Source organism: Novosphingobium sp. BL-52-GroH (assembly GCF_044813085.1).
Taxonomy (GTDB): Bacteria; Pseudomonadota; Alphaproteobacteria; order Sphingomonadales; family Sphingomonadaceae; genus Novosphingobium.
This window is the reverse complement of record NZ_CP171149.1, coordinates 1577007-1588834: the sequence shown is the minus strand read 5'-3', so window position 1 is coordinate 1588834 and position 11828 is coordinate 1577007. Positions and strand designations below refer to the sequence as shown.

Annotated in this window: 16 protein-coding genes and 1 pseudogene; 14 read left to right on the top strand and 3 right to left on the bottom strand. The window is 67.0% G+C overall.

Translation table 11 applies throughout. From position 1 onward, the window contains the following. The first annotated feature begins 3 nt into the window (after positions 1–3). From ACFFDA_RS06895 to ACFFDA_RS06845, 11 genes are all read left to right on the top strand, one after another. On the top strand, positions 4–744 hold the full coding sequence (locus ACFFDA_RS06895) for an alpha/beta fold hydrolase (protein ID WP_404477269.1): 741 nt from the start codon (positions 4–6) through the stop codon (positions 742–744). After that, positions 741–1517, top strand: a complete 777-nt coding sequence (locus ACFFDA_RS06890) for an SDR family oxidoreductase (RefSeq protein WP_404477267.1) — start codon at positions 741–743, stop codon at positions 1515–1517. The genes ACFFDA_RS06895 and ACFFDA_RS06890 overlap by 4 nt, the downstream gene beginning before the upstream one ends. 117 nt (positions 1518–1634) lie before the next feature. Continuing rightward, positions 1635–2804 carry an acyl-CoA dehydrogenase family protein gene (locus ACFFDA_RS06885; protein WP_404476592.1) on the top strand — a complete coding sequence of 390 codons (1170 nt, stop codon included), beginning with the start codon at positions 1635–1637 and terminating at the stop codon, positions 2802–2804. A 10-nt stretch (positions 2805–2814) separates the two neighbouring features. Beyond that, the gene (locus tag ACFFDA_RS06880; RefSeq protein ID WP_404476590.1) at positions 2815–3273 is read left to right on the top strand and encodes a hypothetical protein; all 459 of its coding nucleotides are present in this window, start codon (positions 2815–2817) and stop codon (positions 3271–3273) included. Next, positions 3270–3659 carry a MaoC family dehydratase gene (locus ACFFDA_RS06875; protein WP_404476588.1) on the top strand — a complete coding sequence of 130 codons (390 nt, stop codon included), beginning with the start codon at positions 3270–3272 and terminating at the stop codon, positions 3657–3659. The genes ACFFDA_RS06880 and ACFFDA_RS06875 overlap by 4 nt, the downstream gene beginning before the upstream one ends. A gap of 17 nt (positions 3660–3676) precedes the next feature. Continuing rightward, entirely contained in the window at positions 3677–4228 is a 552-nt protein-coding gene (locus tag ACFFDA_RS06870; RefSeq protein WP_404476585.1) for a VOC family protein, read from the top strand. Between the two features lie 14 nt (positions 4229–4242). Then, entirely contained in the window at positions 4243–5094 is an 852-nt protein-coding gene (locus tag ACFFDA_RS06865) for an alpha/beta fold hydrolase (RefSeq protein WP_404477265.1), read from the top strand. Then, positions 5091–5846: an SDR family NAD(P)-dependent oxidoreductase gene (locus ACFFDA_RS06860; protein ID WP_404477264.1), complete on the top strand. Its 756-nt coding sequence runs from the start codon at positions 5091–5093 to the stop codon at positions 5844–5846. The genes ACFFDA_RS06865 and ACFFDA_RS06860 overlap by 4 nt, the downstream gene beginning before the upstream one ends. An 82-nt stretch (positions 5847–5928) precedes the next feature. Then, positions 5929–6354 (top strand): organic hydroperoxide resistance protein, encoded by a 426-nt coding sequence (locus tag ACFFDA_RS06855; RefSeq protein WP_404477263.1) that lies wholly within the window; start codon positions 5929–5931, stop codon positions 6352–6354. Continuing rightward, the gene (locus ACFFDA_RS06850) at positions 6351–6824 is read left to right on the top strand and encodes a MarR family winged helix-turn-helix transcriptional regulator (RefSeq protein WP_404477261.1); all 474 of its coding nucleotides are present in this window, start codon (positions 6351–6353) and stop codon (positions 6822–6824) included. Before ACFFDA_RS06855 ends, ACFFDA_RS06850 begins: the two co-directional genes overlap by 4 nt. Before the next feature lie 166 nt (positions 6825–6990). Then, the gene (locus ACFFDA_RS06845) at positions 6991–7317 is read left to right on the top strand and encodes an alcohol dehydrogenase catalytic domain-containing protein (RefSeq protein WP_404477259.1); all 327 of its coding nucleotides are present in this window, start codon (positions 6991–6993) and stop codon (positions 7315–7317) included. A gap of 186 nt (positions 7318–7503) precedes the next feature. On the opposite strand, the gene ACFFDA_RS06840 is transcribed toward ACFFDA_RS06845, so the two are convergent. Together ACFFDA_RS06840 and ACFFDA_RS06835 are read right to left on the bottom strand one after the other, a co-directional pair. After that, the gene (locus tag ACFFDA_RS06840) at positions 7504–7962 is read right to left on the bottom strand and encodes a nuclear transport factor 2 family protein (protein WP_404477257.1); all 459 of its coding nucleotides are present in this window, start codon (positions 7960–7962) and stop codon (positions 7504–7506) included. Positions 7963–8024: 62 nt separating this feature from the next. Continuing rightward, on the bottom strand, positions 8025–8549 hold the full coding sequence (locus ACFFDA_RS06835) for an ester cyclase (RefSeq protein ID WP_404477256.1): 525 nt from the start codon (positions 8547–8549) through the stop codon (positions 8025–8027). A gap of 233 nt (positions 8550–8782) precedes the next feature. Here ACFFDA_RS06835 and ACFFDA_RS06830 point away from each other — a divergent pair, with 233 nt between their 5' ends. The 3 genes and pseudogenes from ACFFDA_RS06830 to ACFFDA_RS06820 form a co-directional block, all read left to right on the top strand. After that, entirely contained in the window at positions 8783–9262 is a 480-nt protein-coding gene (locus ACFFDA_RS06830; protein WP_404477255.1) for a nuclear transport factor 2 family protein, read from the top strand. Between the two features lie 439 nt (positions 9263–9701). Then, positions 9702–10121 (top strand): nuclear transport factor 2 family protein, encoded by a 420-nt coding sequence (locus ACFFDA_RS06825; RefSeq protein WP_404477253.1) that lies wholly within the window; start codon positions 9702–9704, stop codon positions 10119–10121. A gap of 46 nt (positions 10122–10167) precedes the next feature. Further along, a pseudogene (locus ACFFDA_RS06820) lies at positions 10168–10632 on the top strand (SDR family oxidoreductase); the annotation flags it as partial. A 17-nt stretch (positions 10633–10649) separates the two neighbouring features. On the opposite strand, the gene ACFFDA_RS06815 reads toward ACFFDA_RS06820, so the two are convergent. Then, the gene (locus tag ACFFDA_RS06815) at positions 10650–11801 is read right to left on the bottom strand and encodes an NADH:flavin oxidoreductase (protein WP_404477251.1); all 1152 of its coding nucleotides are present in this window, start codon (positions 11799–11801) and stop codon (positions 10650–10652) included. Positions 11802–11828 lie beyond the last annotated feature (27 nt).

Below are 11828 nucleotides of genomic sequence, written 5' to 3'. Positions count from 1 at the left end.
GCCATGACCACATTCGTACTTCTCCACGGCGGCGGCATGGGCGGCTGGACGTGGAAATTCGTCCGCGAGCTGCTCGAGGCCAAGGGCCACCGCGTGCTCACCCCGACCTTCACCGGCTTCGGCGAACGCGAGCACCTGATCGGCCGCGACGTCGGCAATGCCACCCACGTCCAGGACATCGTCAACGTCTTCAGGTACGAGGACCTGCACGACGTCGTGCTGGTCGCGCACAGCTATGCCGGCACCGTGGCCCCGGGCGTGCTGGCGCAGGTCGGCGACCGCGTCGCCAAGGTCATCTACCTCGACGCCATCGTGCCGCACTCGGGCGAGCGCATCGCCTCGCTGATGGGCTACGTGCCCGAGGACCAGCTCGCCGGGCTCGACGCCATGCTCGACGCCGGCGAGGGGCCGATCGGCTCGGGCGTCCACGAAATGCAGCGCGCCGCCGCCAAGGAGCACCCGCACCTGATGCCGCCCGAGCGCGAGAAGTGGCTGCTCGACAACCTCTCGGACCAACCGATGAAGGCGACCGCCTGCGTGATCCCGGTCGGCGCGGAAACCATTACCCGGCCGGTCGACTACGTCGCCGCCGCCGTGACTGTGATGACCGCCATGCACGAGCGCGCCCGCGCCCTGGGCTGGACGATCCACGACCACCCTGGCGACCATGCTTTCCTCGTGGGCGACCCCGAAGGAACCGTGGACCTGATCCTGACGATCGCCGAAGGCAAGGTGGCGGCATGAACGTTTCGGAGCTGTTCTCCGTCAAGGGGCGCGTCGCCCTCGTGACCGGCGGATCGACCGGCATCGGCCGGCACATCGCCACCGGCCTCGCCGCCGCCGGCGCGAAAGTCTACATCTGCGCCCGCACCGAGGCCAAGGTCCTGGCCGCCGCCGCCGACATCGCCGCGACCACCGGCGGCACCTGCATCGGCCTTGGCGCCGACCTGTCGAGCCTCGCGGGGATCGAGGCGCTCGTCGCCGACATCTCCGCCCGCGAGAGCGCGCTGCACGTCCTGGTCAACAACGCCGGGACAATGGCCGACGCGCCCATCGACGAGACGGGGGAAGAGGCCTGGGACCAGGTCATTGACCTCAATCTCAAGGCGCCGTTCTTCGTGCTCCAGAAGTTCCTGCCGCTGCTACGCGCAGGTGGCACCGCCGAGCGGCCCGCCACGGTCATCAACATCGGCTCGGTCGGCGCGCTCAAGGTCGGCCCCAAGGAGAACTACGCCTACCAGGCCTCCAAGGGCGCGATCCACTGGCTGGCCAGGGGCCTCGCCAAGCGCCTTGGCCGCGACCACATCACCGCCAACGTCATCGCCCCCGGCTTCTTCGAATCCGAGATGACCGTGATCGCCTCGGACGAGATGCGCAAGATGGTCGAAGGCATGGTCCCGCGCGGCCGCGTCGGCACGCCCGAGGACCTGGCCGGAACCGCGATCTTCCTCGCCTCGCGCGCGGGGGCCTACGTGACCGGATCGGTGATCCCGCTCGAAGGCGGCCTGTCCATCTGATCGGGTCCATCTGATCCCTTCGATGATCGCGTCGATCTGATCCCGCCGCCCTACCCTATAGGGCGATAGGTAACGAGCGGCAGCGCCGATGCCATTGCCGTGCCAAGACAAGAAGGAATGGCAATGGATTTTTCGCTGACCGAGGAGCAGCAGGCGTTTCGCGACGTCGTGCGCCGCTGGGTCGACGCCGAAGCCCCCAAGGACTGGATGCGCGCACTGGAGGCGGACGAGGAGAACTATCCCTTCGCCTTGTGGGACAAGCTGGCCGAGCAGGGCTTCTTCGGCGTGGGTATCCCCGAGGAATACGACGGGCTTGGCGGCGACGTCGTCATGCAGATGATCTTCGCGCGCGAGTTCGCGCGGACCGCCGGCGGCCTGCTGTGGGTCTGGGGGCTGACCTCGTTCGGCGGCGCCAAGACGATCGGCGCGGTGGGCACCGAGGAGCAGAAGGAGCGCTGGCTGCGACCCATGGCGCAGGGCAAGCTGCGCGTCTCGCTCTCGATGACCGAGCCCGACGGCGGCACCGACGTGCTGGGCGCGATGAAGACCCATGCCGAGAAGGTCGACGGTGGCTGGAAGCTCAACGGCGCCAAGATGTGGACCACCGCCGCCAAAGTCGCCGACCGCCTGCTGGTGCTCGCCCGCACCGACCGCACCGCCCTGAAGAAACACCACGGCCTGACCATGTTCTTCGTCGATGCCAAGTCGCCGGGCATCACCGCCTCGCTCCTGCCCAAGCTGGGCATGCGCGCGATGGGCTCGTGCGAGGTGCACTACGAGGACGTGTTCGTCCCCGACGAGGACGTCCTGGGCACCCCCGGCCAGGCCTGGTATGCGATGCTGCCCACGCTCAACAACGAGCGGATCATGGTCGGCGCGCAGTGCCTGGGGGCGATCGACGGCGTGCTGGAAGATGCGCTCGACTACATGAAGCAGCGCAAGGCCTTCGGCGGCATCATCGGCCGCTTCCAGGTGCTCCAGCACTACGTCGCCGACATCGCCACCTGGCAGAAGACCACCGAGCTGCTGCTCAACAACGTCGCCTGGATGCAGGCCAACGGCATGCCCTGCGGGACCGAGGCGAACATGCTCAAGATGGTCGCCACCGAAAACGCGGTGAAGGCGGCGGACCTGGGCATCCAGATCCTGGGCGGCATGGGCTACTCGGCCGAGACCGACATGCAGCGCTACTGGCGCGACCATCGCATCCTGCGCATGACGCCGATCAGCAACGAGATGGTCCGCAACACGATCGCCGAAAGCCTCGGCCTGCCCCGTTCCTTCTGAAGGACGCACGATGAGCGAACTCGACGACCTGCCACCCGCCCCGCCCGCCGCCGGCACCTCGCTCGACGGCACGAGCGTCTTCACGATCTCCACCGAGGAGAATGCCGCGCTGTGCCGCTCGACCGGGATCGAGCCCGCGGCCGACGGCAGCGCGCATCCCATCTACTATTACATCGCCACCCAAGTCGCGATGGGCAAGACCGTCGCCGGCGTGTGCGAGGCCTGCGAATTCGACGTCGAGGACGGCCCGATGATGGGCAGCAGCGGCGTGCGCTTCGATGCCCCGCTCAAGGTCGGCGAAAGCTACAAGGTCACCGGCGAAATCCTCTCCTTGGTGCGCAAGCGCAGCCGCAAGCTGGGAGTGATGGACGTGCTGACCTATCGCCTGCGCCTCCACCTGCTCGACGGCACCCAAGTGCTCGAGACCGACAACGTGTGGGTCCTGCCCCGCAAGGAGTTCGCCGCATGAGCCATGCCGTCGGAGATGCCCTGCCCCCCTTCACGATCGAGAGCGTCAGCCCCGAGGCGATGAAGCAATGGGCCGTGTTCCTCGCCGATCCCAACCCGATCCACCTCGACGTCGAGGTGGTGAAGGCCAAGGGCCTGGGCGACCGGGTCATCAACCAGGGCCCGATCAACGTCGCCTACATGATGAACATGCTGATGCGCGCCTTCCCCGGCGGCCGGATCAAGGCGATGGATTCGCGCTTCCTCGACAACGTCTACGCCGGCGACCGGGCGGTGGTGACCGGCAGGGTCACCGCGGTCGAAGGCGGCGCGGTGACTTGCGAGTTCACCCTGGAGATCGACGGGCGCGGCGCCGTCAATTCCGGCACCGCCATCATTGAAACCTGATTTCGAGGAGAGAATTTATGCCAAGTGGACCCTTCGCCCATGTCTGCATGGTCGTGCGCGACCTCGACACCGCGATCGAGGACTGGACCAGGATCCTGCGCGTGCTCGACCCCGCCTCGCTCGAGGACCGGATCGTCAAGTACGACGAGTTCTCCAGCGGTGACGATGCCGGCATGAAGTGGGCGACTTTCGTCAACCCCACCGGCACCGAGATCCAGTTCATCCAGCCCTCCCCCGGCACCCCGATGGGCGACCGGCTCGACAAGGTCGGCGAGCACGTCCACCACTTCTGCTTCGCGACCGACGACGTCCCCGGCGCGATGGAAAAGCTCGCGGCCGAGGGCCTGCACGTCATGGGCGGGGGCAAGACCTACAACGATCCCGACATGACCTGGCAGAAGTGGAGCTGGGTCGGCCCCAGGAGCACCCACGGCTGCCTGATCGAAGTCGCCTCGCCTTACGAGAGCCGCAACGACGGCAAATGGCACCACGCGCCGGGCAAGTTCGCCTACAAAGGCCCGGGCGAGCACCCCTCGTTCGCCGAGATCGCCCCCATCGCCGCCGAGTGAACGGGCGGCCCGGCATGACCGTCGGCGTGCGAGGTCCCGAAACGATCCGCCTGCCCGGCGCCGGGCCGACCCTGGCAGCGGACGCCTACGGCGATCCCGCGGCGCCGCCGGTATGCTTCTTCCACGGCGGCGGCCAGAGCCGCCGTTCGTGGACGGGCTCGGCGCGGCGCGTGGCGCAGGCCGGCTACCACGCCCTGACCTTCGACTTGCGCGGCCACGGCGACAGTCACTGGGCCGATGACGGCGACTATCTGCTCGACGCCTATGCCCGGGACGTCGAGGCGATCCTCGCCGCGCTGGGCCGGCCGGCGGCACTGGTCGGCGCCTCGCGCGGGGGGCAGGCAGCACTGGTGGGCGGCTCGCGCCATCCCGAACTGGTGCGGCTGATCATGCTGGCCGACGTCTCCCCGTACATGCACGACGGCGGGGTCGAGGCGATCCGTGGCTTCTTCCGCGCCAGCGAGGCCGGGTTCGCCTCGCTGGGCGAAGCGGCCGACGCGCTGCACCACCATCTCGGGCGACCGCGCCTGGCCGATCCCTCCGGCCTCGCCAGGTCCATGCGCGAGGCGGGCGGGCGGCTGTTCTGGCGCTGGGACCCGCGCACCGCCGATCCCCGGTTCCTCCACCCACCCTCCGAAGGCGAAGCGCTGATCGCCGCGGCGCACCGCGTCTCCAGCCCCGTCGTCCTGGTCCGCGCCGAACTGAGCGACATCGTCTCGGCAGAGAGCGTGCGCAAGTTCCGCGAGCTGACGCCGAGCCTCGAGGTCGAAGTGGCCAAGGGCGCCGGGCACATGTTCACCGGCGATCGCAACGACGCCTTCGCCGACCGGCTGCTCCACCACCTCGCCCGGTTCCTGCCCCTGTGAACGCGGGCGCGGCTCTCGTCGTGGGCGGCACTGGCGGGCTGGGCCGCGCCATCTGCCGCCGCCTCGCGCACGAGTGGGAAGGCGTCGCCATCGGCTATCGCACCAGCCGCGACAAGGCACAGGCGCTGGCCGACACGCTGGGGGACCACGCGCAAGCGGCGCTGCCGGTCCACTGCGACCTCGCCGACCGCGCCTCGATCGCCGCCGCGCTGGAGGCCACGGTCGAGCGCTACGGCGCCATCGGCACAGTGATCTTCGCCAGCGGCGTCGAGATCCCCCAGCCTTTCGTCAGCACCATCGTCGAGGACCAGTGGCGCGAGGTGATCGAAGTCGAACTGATCGGCTTCACCCGCATCGTCGCCGCCGCGCTGCCCTTCTTTAGGCGACAGGGCCATGGCAACTTCGTCTCGGTCGTCTCGGTCGCCAACTACTGCTTTCCGCCGGGCGATGCGCTGTCCTCGGTACCCAAGGCCGGGATCGAGGCCCTGGGCCGCGCCATCGCCAAGGAAGAAGGCCGCTTCGGCATCCGCGCCAACATGGTCGCGCCCGGCATCATCGACGCAGGCCTGGGCGCCGACTTCATGGCCAACCTCTACACCCCCCAAATCTGGGAAAACCAGCGCAAGCGCATCGCCCTGCAACGCTTCGGCAACGGCCAGGACATCGCCGAAGCAGTCGCCTTCCTCGCCTCCGAGCGCGCGCGCTACGTCACCGGCCACACCCTGATCGTAGATGGCGGATTTAGCCTGTGAGGCGCGGTGACACCCATTTAAATTGTTTGCAATATAATTGCGCGCATTATATCCGTGCCTCCAACATTCAAGGAGCATGGCCGTGAGCAATCTGTATTCGACCAAGGTAACCGCCGTCGGCGGTCGTAATGGCACCGTCAAGAGCGAGGACGGCATCCTCGATCTGTCGCTGGCGCTGCCCAAGGAGCTGGGCGGCAAGGGCGGCGCGACCAATCCCGAACAGCTGTTTGCGGCCGGCTATGCCGCATGTTTCGAGAACGCCGTGATCCACGTAACGCGCGGCCGATCCGACAAAGTGCGCGACGACGACATCGAAGTCGTCGGCGAAGTCGGCATGGCAGCCAACGGCGACGGCGGCTTCAAGCTCGCCGTGACGCTCGACATCGCGATCACCGGGCTCGACCAGGCGACGGCCGAAGAGATCGTCCAGGCCGCGCACGCGGTCTGCCCTTATTCCAACGCGGTTCGCGGTAACGTCGAGGTAGCGCTCAACGTGACGACGCGATGACCGATTTCGTGGCGACCCAGACGGGCGAGGACGATCCGCTGCTGCTCGACCGGCAGGTTTGCTTCCCGCTCTATGCCGCTACGAACCTGCTCACCAGGCTTTACGGACCGGTGTTGGCGAAGCTGGGCCTGACTTATCCGCAATACCTGGTGATGCTGGTCTTGTGGGAGCATCGGGTACAGTCGGTGGGCGAGCTGGGAGCGCGGCTCCATCTCGACAGCGGGACGCTGACGCCGCTGCTGAAGCGCATGGAGACGGCCGGGCTGCTGACGCGGACGCGCGATCCGGCCGACGAGCGCCGCGTGCTGGTGGCTCTGACCGCCGCCGGCAAGGCGCTGCGCGAACCGGCGCTCCAGGTGCCCGAGACGATGGCCAACGGCTACCGCCCCGGCGAGCTCGACACCTTGCGCGAGAGCGTGCGGCAACTGGTGGCGACCCTGGCGCAGCACCGCTCCGCACCGACCGGGTAGCCACGGGCCCCCGCGCCTAAGCCTCGACTTTTCGAATTGTACAGGAGACGTTCATGCGCGCTGCACAGATAACCGGATCTGGTGGACCCGACCGTGTCGTCGTTCAGGAATGCGACCTTCCCGAACCGGGAGCGGGCGAAATTCTGGTGCGGGTCTGGCGGCGGGGGTGAACCCGGTCGACTGGAAAATCCGCGAAGGCCACATGAAGGACATGCGCACCTTCGCGTTCCCGACCACGCTGGGCAGCGAACTGGCGGGCACCGTCGCCGCGCTGGGCGAAGGTGTGTCCGACCTGGCCCCGGGCGAGCGCGTGCATGGTTCGACCGGCGCGCTCGGCGCCTTCGCCGACTTCGCAGTGATCGCGCGCGATGCGGTGACGCGGATTCCGGCGCAACTCGATTTCGTGCAGGCCGCCGCGCTGCCGGTGGGCGTGCTCACGAGCGCCACCGCGTTCGAGGCGGCGGGCGGCATCGGGCCGGACATCGGCTGCTGATCCACGCCGCCTCGGCCGGGTTCGAGACGATCGCGGTTCAACCCGCTCGCGCGTGCGGCCGATGCGATCGCCGAAGTCGAGGCGGGGCACGTTCGCGGCAAGAACGTGCTCGTGCTCTGAGAGTTTGATCGCCAATACGGCATGGGCCGGATTGGCGGCACCGGCGCCTTTTCCGGAGACGGAAAGTCAGCTCGCGCTTGAAAAGGTGCGCACCAGCTTGAGCCGGCGTATCTTCCACCCGTCCGTCTCGCGCACGAAATCCTCGTGATAGCGCCCGAAGTTGTGCGAGCTGCGGTGGGGGAACGGACAGGGTACGTGATCTGGGAAGACCACGCGGTCCTCCTGCGCCCAGATCGCCGAGGCCGTGCCGGCGTCGTGCACGGTGATCTCATGCGAATAGCCGTTGTGGACCATGACTGCATCGGACAGAAGCCGGCGGTTCTGCGCCACGATCGCTTCGCGCCCGTCCACGGTCAGCATCGCGGGCGGGGTGCCGGGAGGCAGGACGTCCGACAGGTCCATCACCGCGTCGGCGGTGAACAGCGCGCCAAAATCGTCCCACCGCTTGTCGTCGAGCAGGCGGAAGTATCGCGCCTTGAGCGCGCGGATGTCTTCGATGGCGGTCAGGCGAACGATGCCGTCCATGGTGCGGGTCCCGGGTTGTCGCGTCCCCAGCCCGCGCGCGGCGGGCCGGGGACGCGCGAGAATTACTTGTAGGGGTCGACCGGCTGCGGGACTTCGATGACTTCGAGGTCCTTGAGCATCGTCAGCACGTCCGAGATCGAATAGATGTGGTCAATCTTGTCGTCGCGGAAGCGCAGCCAGGAGAACCACAATACGTTGAGTTCGTTGCCCGTGGGCTGAACGCCCATGTAGGGACCGCCGGTGTGCTTGCCGTGGTGGTGGCACAGCACGCAGATCTCGTCCTCGCCGCGTCCCCAGGCCTTGAGCGTGCGATAGATGCTGGGCGGGAACGTCGTGTACAGGCCCTGCGGCGAGGTCTTCCAGACGTGGTAGGTGCCCAGGTCCGGACGGTTCGGATTGTCGTAGGTCATCGTCTCGGTGTTGAAGAACGCGTCCATGCCGTCCCAGTCGCCGCGATTGATGACTTCGTGCAGGTCCATCCAGTGGTTGACCATGAAAGCCTGGCGCTCGGTCAACCCGGCAGTGATTTCGGCCCGCTTCTCCTTGGACAGGACGAAATCGGCTTCGGTAAACGGCGCGAGGCCCATAGTACTCTCCTTGGTCGATAAAATTTGTCCGCGGCATCGCCGGGGAGCCGCTTCTTCCCGCCCCTCCCCCCTACCGACACCTACCCGACGGAAGGCGGCGGGCCGCCCGCCCCCTGGAAATTCCATTCTATAATTGGGAGGATAGGCCCTGGCCCTAAGCATACAGGATCTGTCCGGCAGGTTCGAGATACCGGACGGATGGTCGGCTATTGCCATGCCGTCGACGGGCGCGAGTGGGACGCGCAAGACGCTATCTTCACTCTCGATATGCTGATCGACTATTCCAAAATGATGGGCGTTTCGGCGGGCTGGCCGAGATCAAGCGCCTCCTCGCGCAAAGCCTGACGCCGATCCTGGCCTTCCAGCACGCGGTATCGACCACCCGCTACCAGATCGCCGGCGAAACCGCCCGGACCCGTACCGTGTGCACCAACCCGATGACGGTCGACGACGGCGGGCCGCGCGATACGCTGGTGTTCGGCCTGTGGAACGTGCACGATTTCGTGCGCACCGGCGACGGCTGGCGAATCAGCCGTCTCTACGAACAGAAATGCGATCGCCTGAACGTGCCCGACTGGCTCGGCGCCTCGCTTCCTGACTCAAGCGCCGACCACCCCCGGATATCACGAACCGAACATCGCGAAGGCAGGTCTGCCGCGCGCACTCAATCTCATTTTCCCCGTCTTCCTGACCGTCGTACAGGTAGGCGCTGACGCAGCGACTCGCGATGCCGACCTGCATCGGCCTCTACATGCTCATGCCCGTCCATCCCGCCACGTCGGACGCGATGCTCACATGCCCGGGCGCGCGTGCCGGGGCCGGCGCTCGGCATCGTCCTCGCGGGCGCCGGTAGCGCCGCCTGGGGCCCGCTCCCACCAGCGCGCCCGAGGACAACTGGATCGCCTACGGCAACGATCGCGGCGGATCGTGCTAGTCCCCGCTCGCCCAGATCACCCCGGCCAACGTCGGCGGTCTCGAGCCGGTCTGGACCTTCCTACAGACTCCGCGCCCCAGCGGCGCCTAGGGATGGCATCAAATGAGCTGCATCGCCCGACGTGCCCTATCCTCGGGCGGGCAAGCACCTGCGCATCAGGCGTATGTTGACCGTCAAGGCAAAACGGGGAGAACACTATGCGGGCACAAGGTAGCCTGTTGCGGAGACAACCTGTCTCGGCGGAGGACGAGCGCGCGATAAGCAACCTGCTGGTGCGCTACGCGACGAGCATCGATACGCGCGACTGGCCTTTGTTCAGGACCTGCTTCTCGCCCGACTGCGAGGCAGATTACGGCACATTCGGCCAGTGGCGGGGCTTGCGCGAGATATCCGAGTACATGGAAACAACGCACCGCCAGTTGGGGCCGACGCTCTATCGAATCACCAACATAACGATAGAAAATCGCAACGACGAGGTGGTGGCGCGCAGCTACGTCGATGCGATCCTCACCGACGCCGCGCACAAGGAACTGACGCATCGTGCGACGGGCTACTACGACGATGCTCTCGTCCGCACGTCCGATGGCTGGAAGATCGCACGCCGGCGCTTCACGCTGGTCCGTGCGAGCATGAGTTGAAGCGGCTTTACAGGGAGAAATTTGATCCGGCCACCTCGTCAACAACGCGGGCATCCTGCATGCTGGGCGGCTTGATGGGTTCGACCTTGATCGGTTGCGGCCGATGATCGCGGTCAATTATGAAGCGGTGGTGCGGACGAGTACCCTGTTTGCTCGTACGATGAAGGCGGCGGGTTGCGGGCAGATCATCAACGTCTCCAGCATCGGAGCGAACGTCGTCGCGCCCGGTATCGGCGTCTATGGCGGCCTCAAGCGGGCCCTGGAGGCCTTTACGGACTGTCTGCGCGTCGAACTGGCGGGCAGCGGGGTCAAGGTAGGCATCGTCGCGCCGGGTACGACCAGCACTGAGATATTCGATGACATGAAGAGCCGTGGCCAGCCGGGGTGGGACAGCTTCATCCCGCCCATGCAACCCGAAGACGTTGCCGGCGCCATCGTCTACATGGCCAGGCAGCCTGCCCGGACCAATCTTGCCCGCATCCAGGTCTACGCCGCTGCCGACGCCAATTAGCGAGCGGTGGGGGCGGATCAGTCCAGCGTAGCGTAGGCTTCGAGGCGGAACGGGTTGACCGCCTGCCCCTCGCGCATGCGTCGAACCCACTGCGCATCCATCAGCAGCGCACGTCCGACCCCGATCAGGTCGAATTCGCCTCGCGCCATGCGTTCGGCGGCAAGGGCCAGATTGTCGGTCATCATCGTGGGCTGTGCGAAGGACGATTGCAGGTCCTTGTCCAGCCCGACGCCGCCTACCGCAATCGTGGGCATATCCGTGAGCTTCTTGGCCCAGCCCGCAAGGCCCAGGTCGGACCCTTCGAAAGCGGGCTTGCTGAAGCTGCGGGTGCTGGCATCCAGCACATCCACGCCTGCATCGACGATCGGTGCCAGCAACGCTTCCAGCTCTCCCGGCGTTTCGGCGAGGCGCGCTTCGTAGTCCTGCAGCTTCCATTGCGAGAAGCGGAAGATGATCGGAAAATCCGGACCGGTGGCCGCCCGCACGGCGCGCACCACTTCGCCAGCGAAGCGCGACCGCGCGGCGGGCCCGCCACCCCAGCCATCCTCGCGCCGGTTGGTCTGCGCCCACAGGAAGCTGTCGATCAGATACCCGTGTGCCCCGTGCAAGGCGACGCCGTCAAACCCGACGGCCTTGGCATTGGCGGCACTCCGGGCGAATCCGGCGATGATGTCGCCGATCTCGCTCTCCGTGAGTGGCGCCGTCTCCTTGCGCACCAGGTCGAGGTAATCGGGCGGCACGAGCGCCCGGTCGGTCGGCCCCCAGGTTCCGGATGGCCGCGCGGACGGCGCTTCGGGGTGGTAGCCGGTGCCTGGAACGCGGATGACCCCCTGGTGCCACAATTGCGGTACGATCGTTCCTCCGGCCGCATGGACGCCTGCCACGATCGCACGCCACCGCGCCAGCGCCGCTTCGCCATGCAGCACCGGCGATGCCCCGCCGCCCACGGATTCGCGCCCCAGCGCGGCGGGATGGTCAACCCCGATGCCTTCCGTCACGATAAGGCCGACATCCGCTTGCGCCCGTCGCCGATAATATTCGTCGACGCCCTGCGACGGTATCCCGTCCGGCGAAAAATTGCGTGTCATCGGCGCCATCACGAAACGGTTGCGCAGCGTCAGCCGGCCCGCCTGGAACGGCGTGAACAGGATATCGGAATCGGCGCTCACCCGGCTCTCTCCATCATCTTTCCTCCG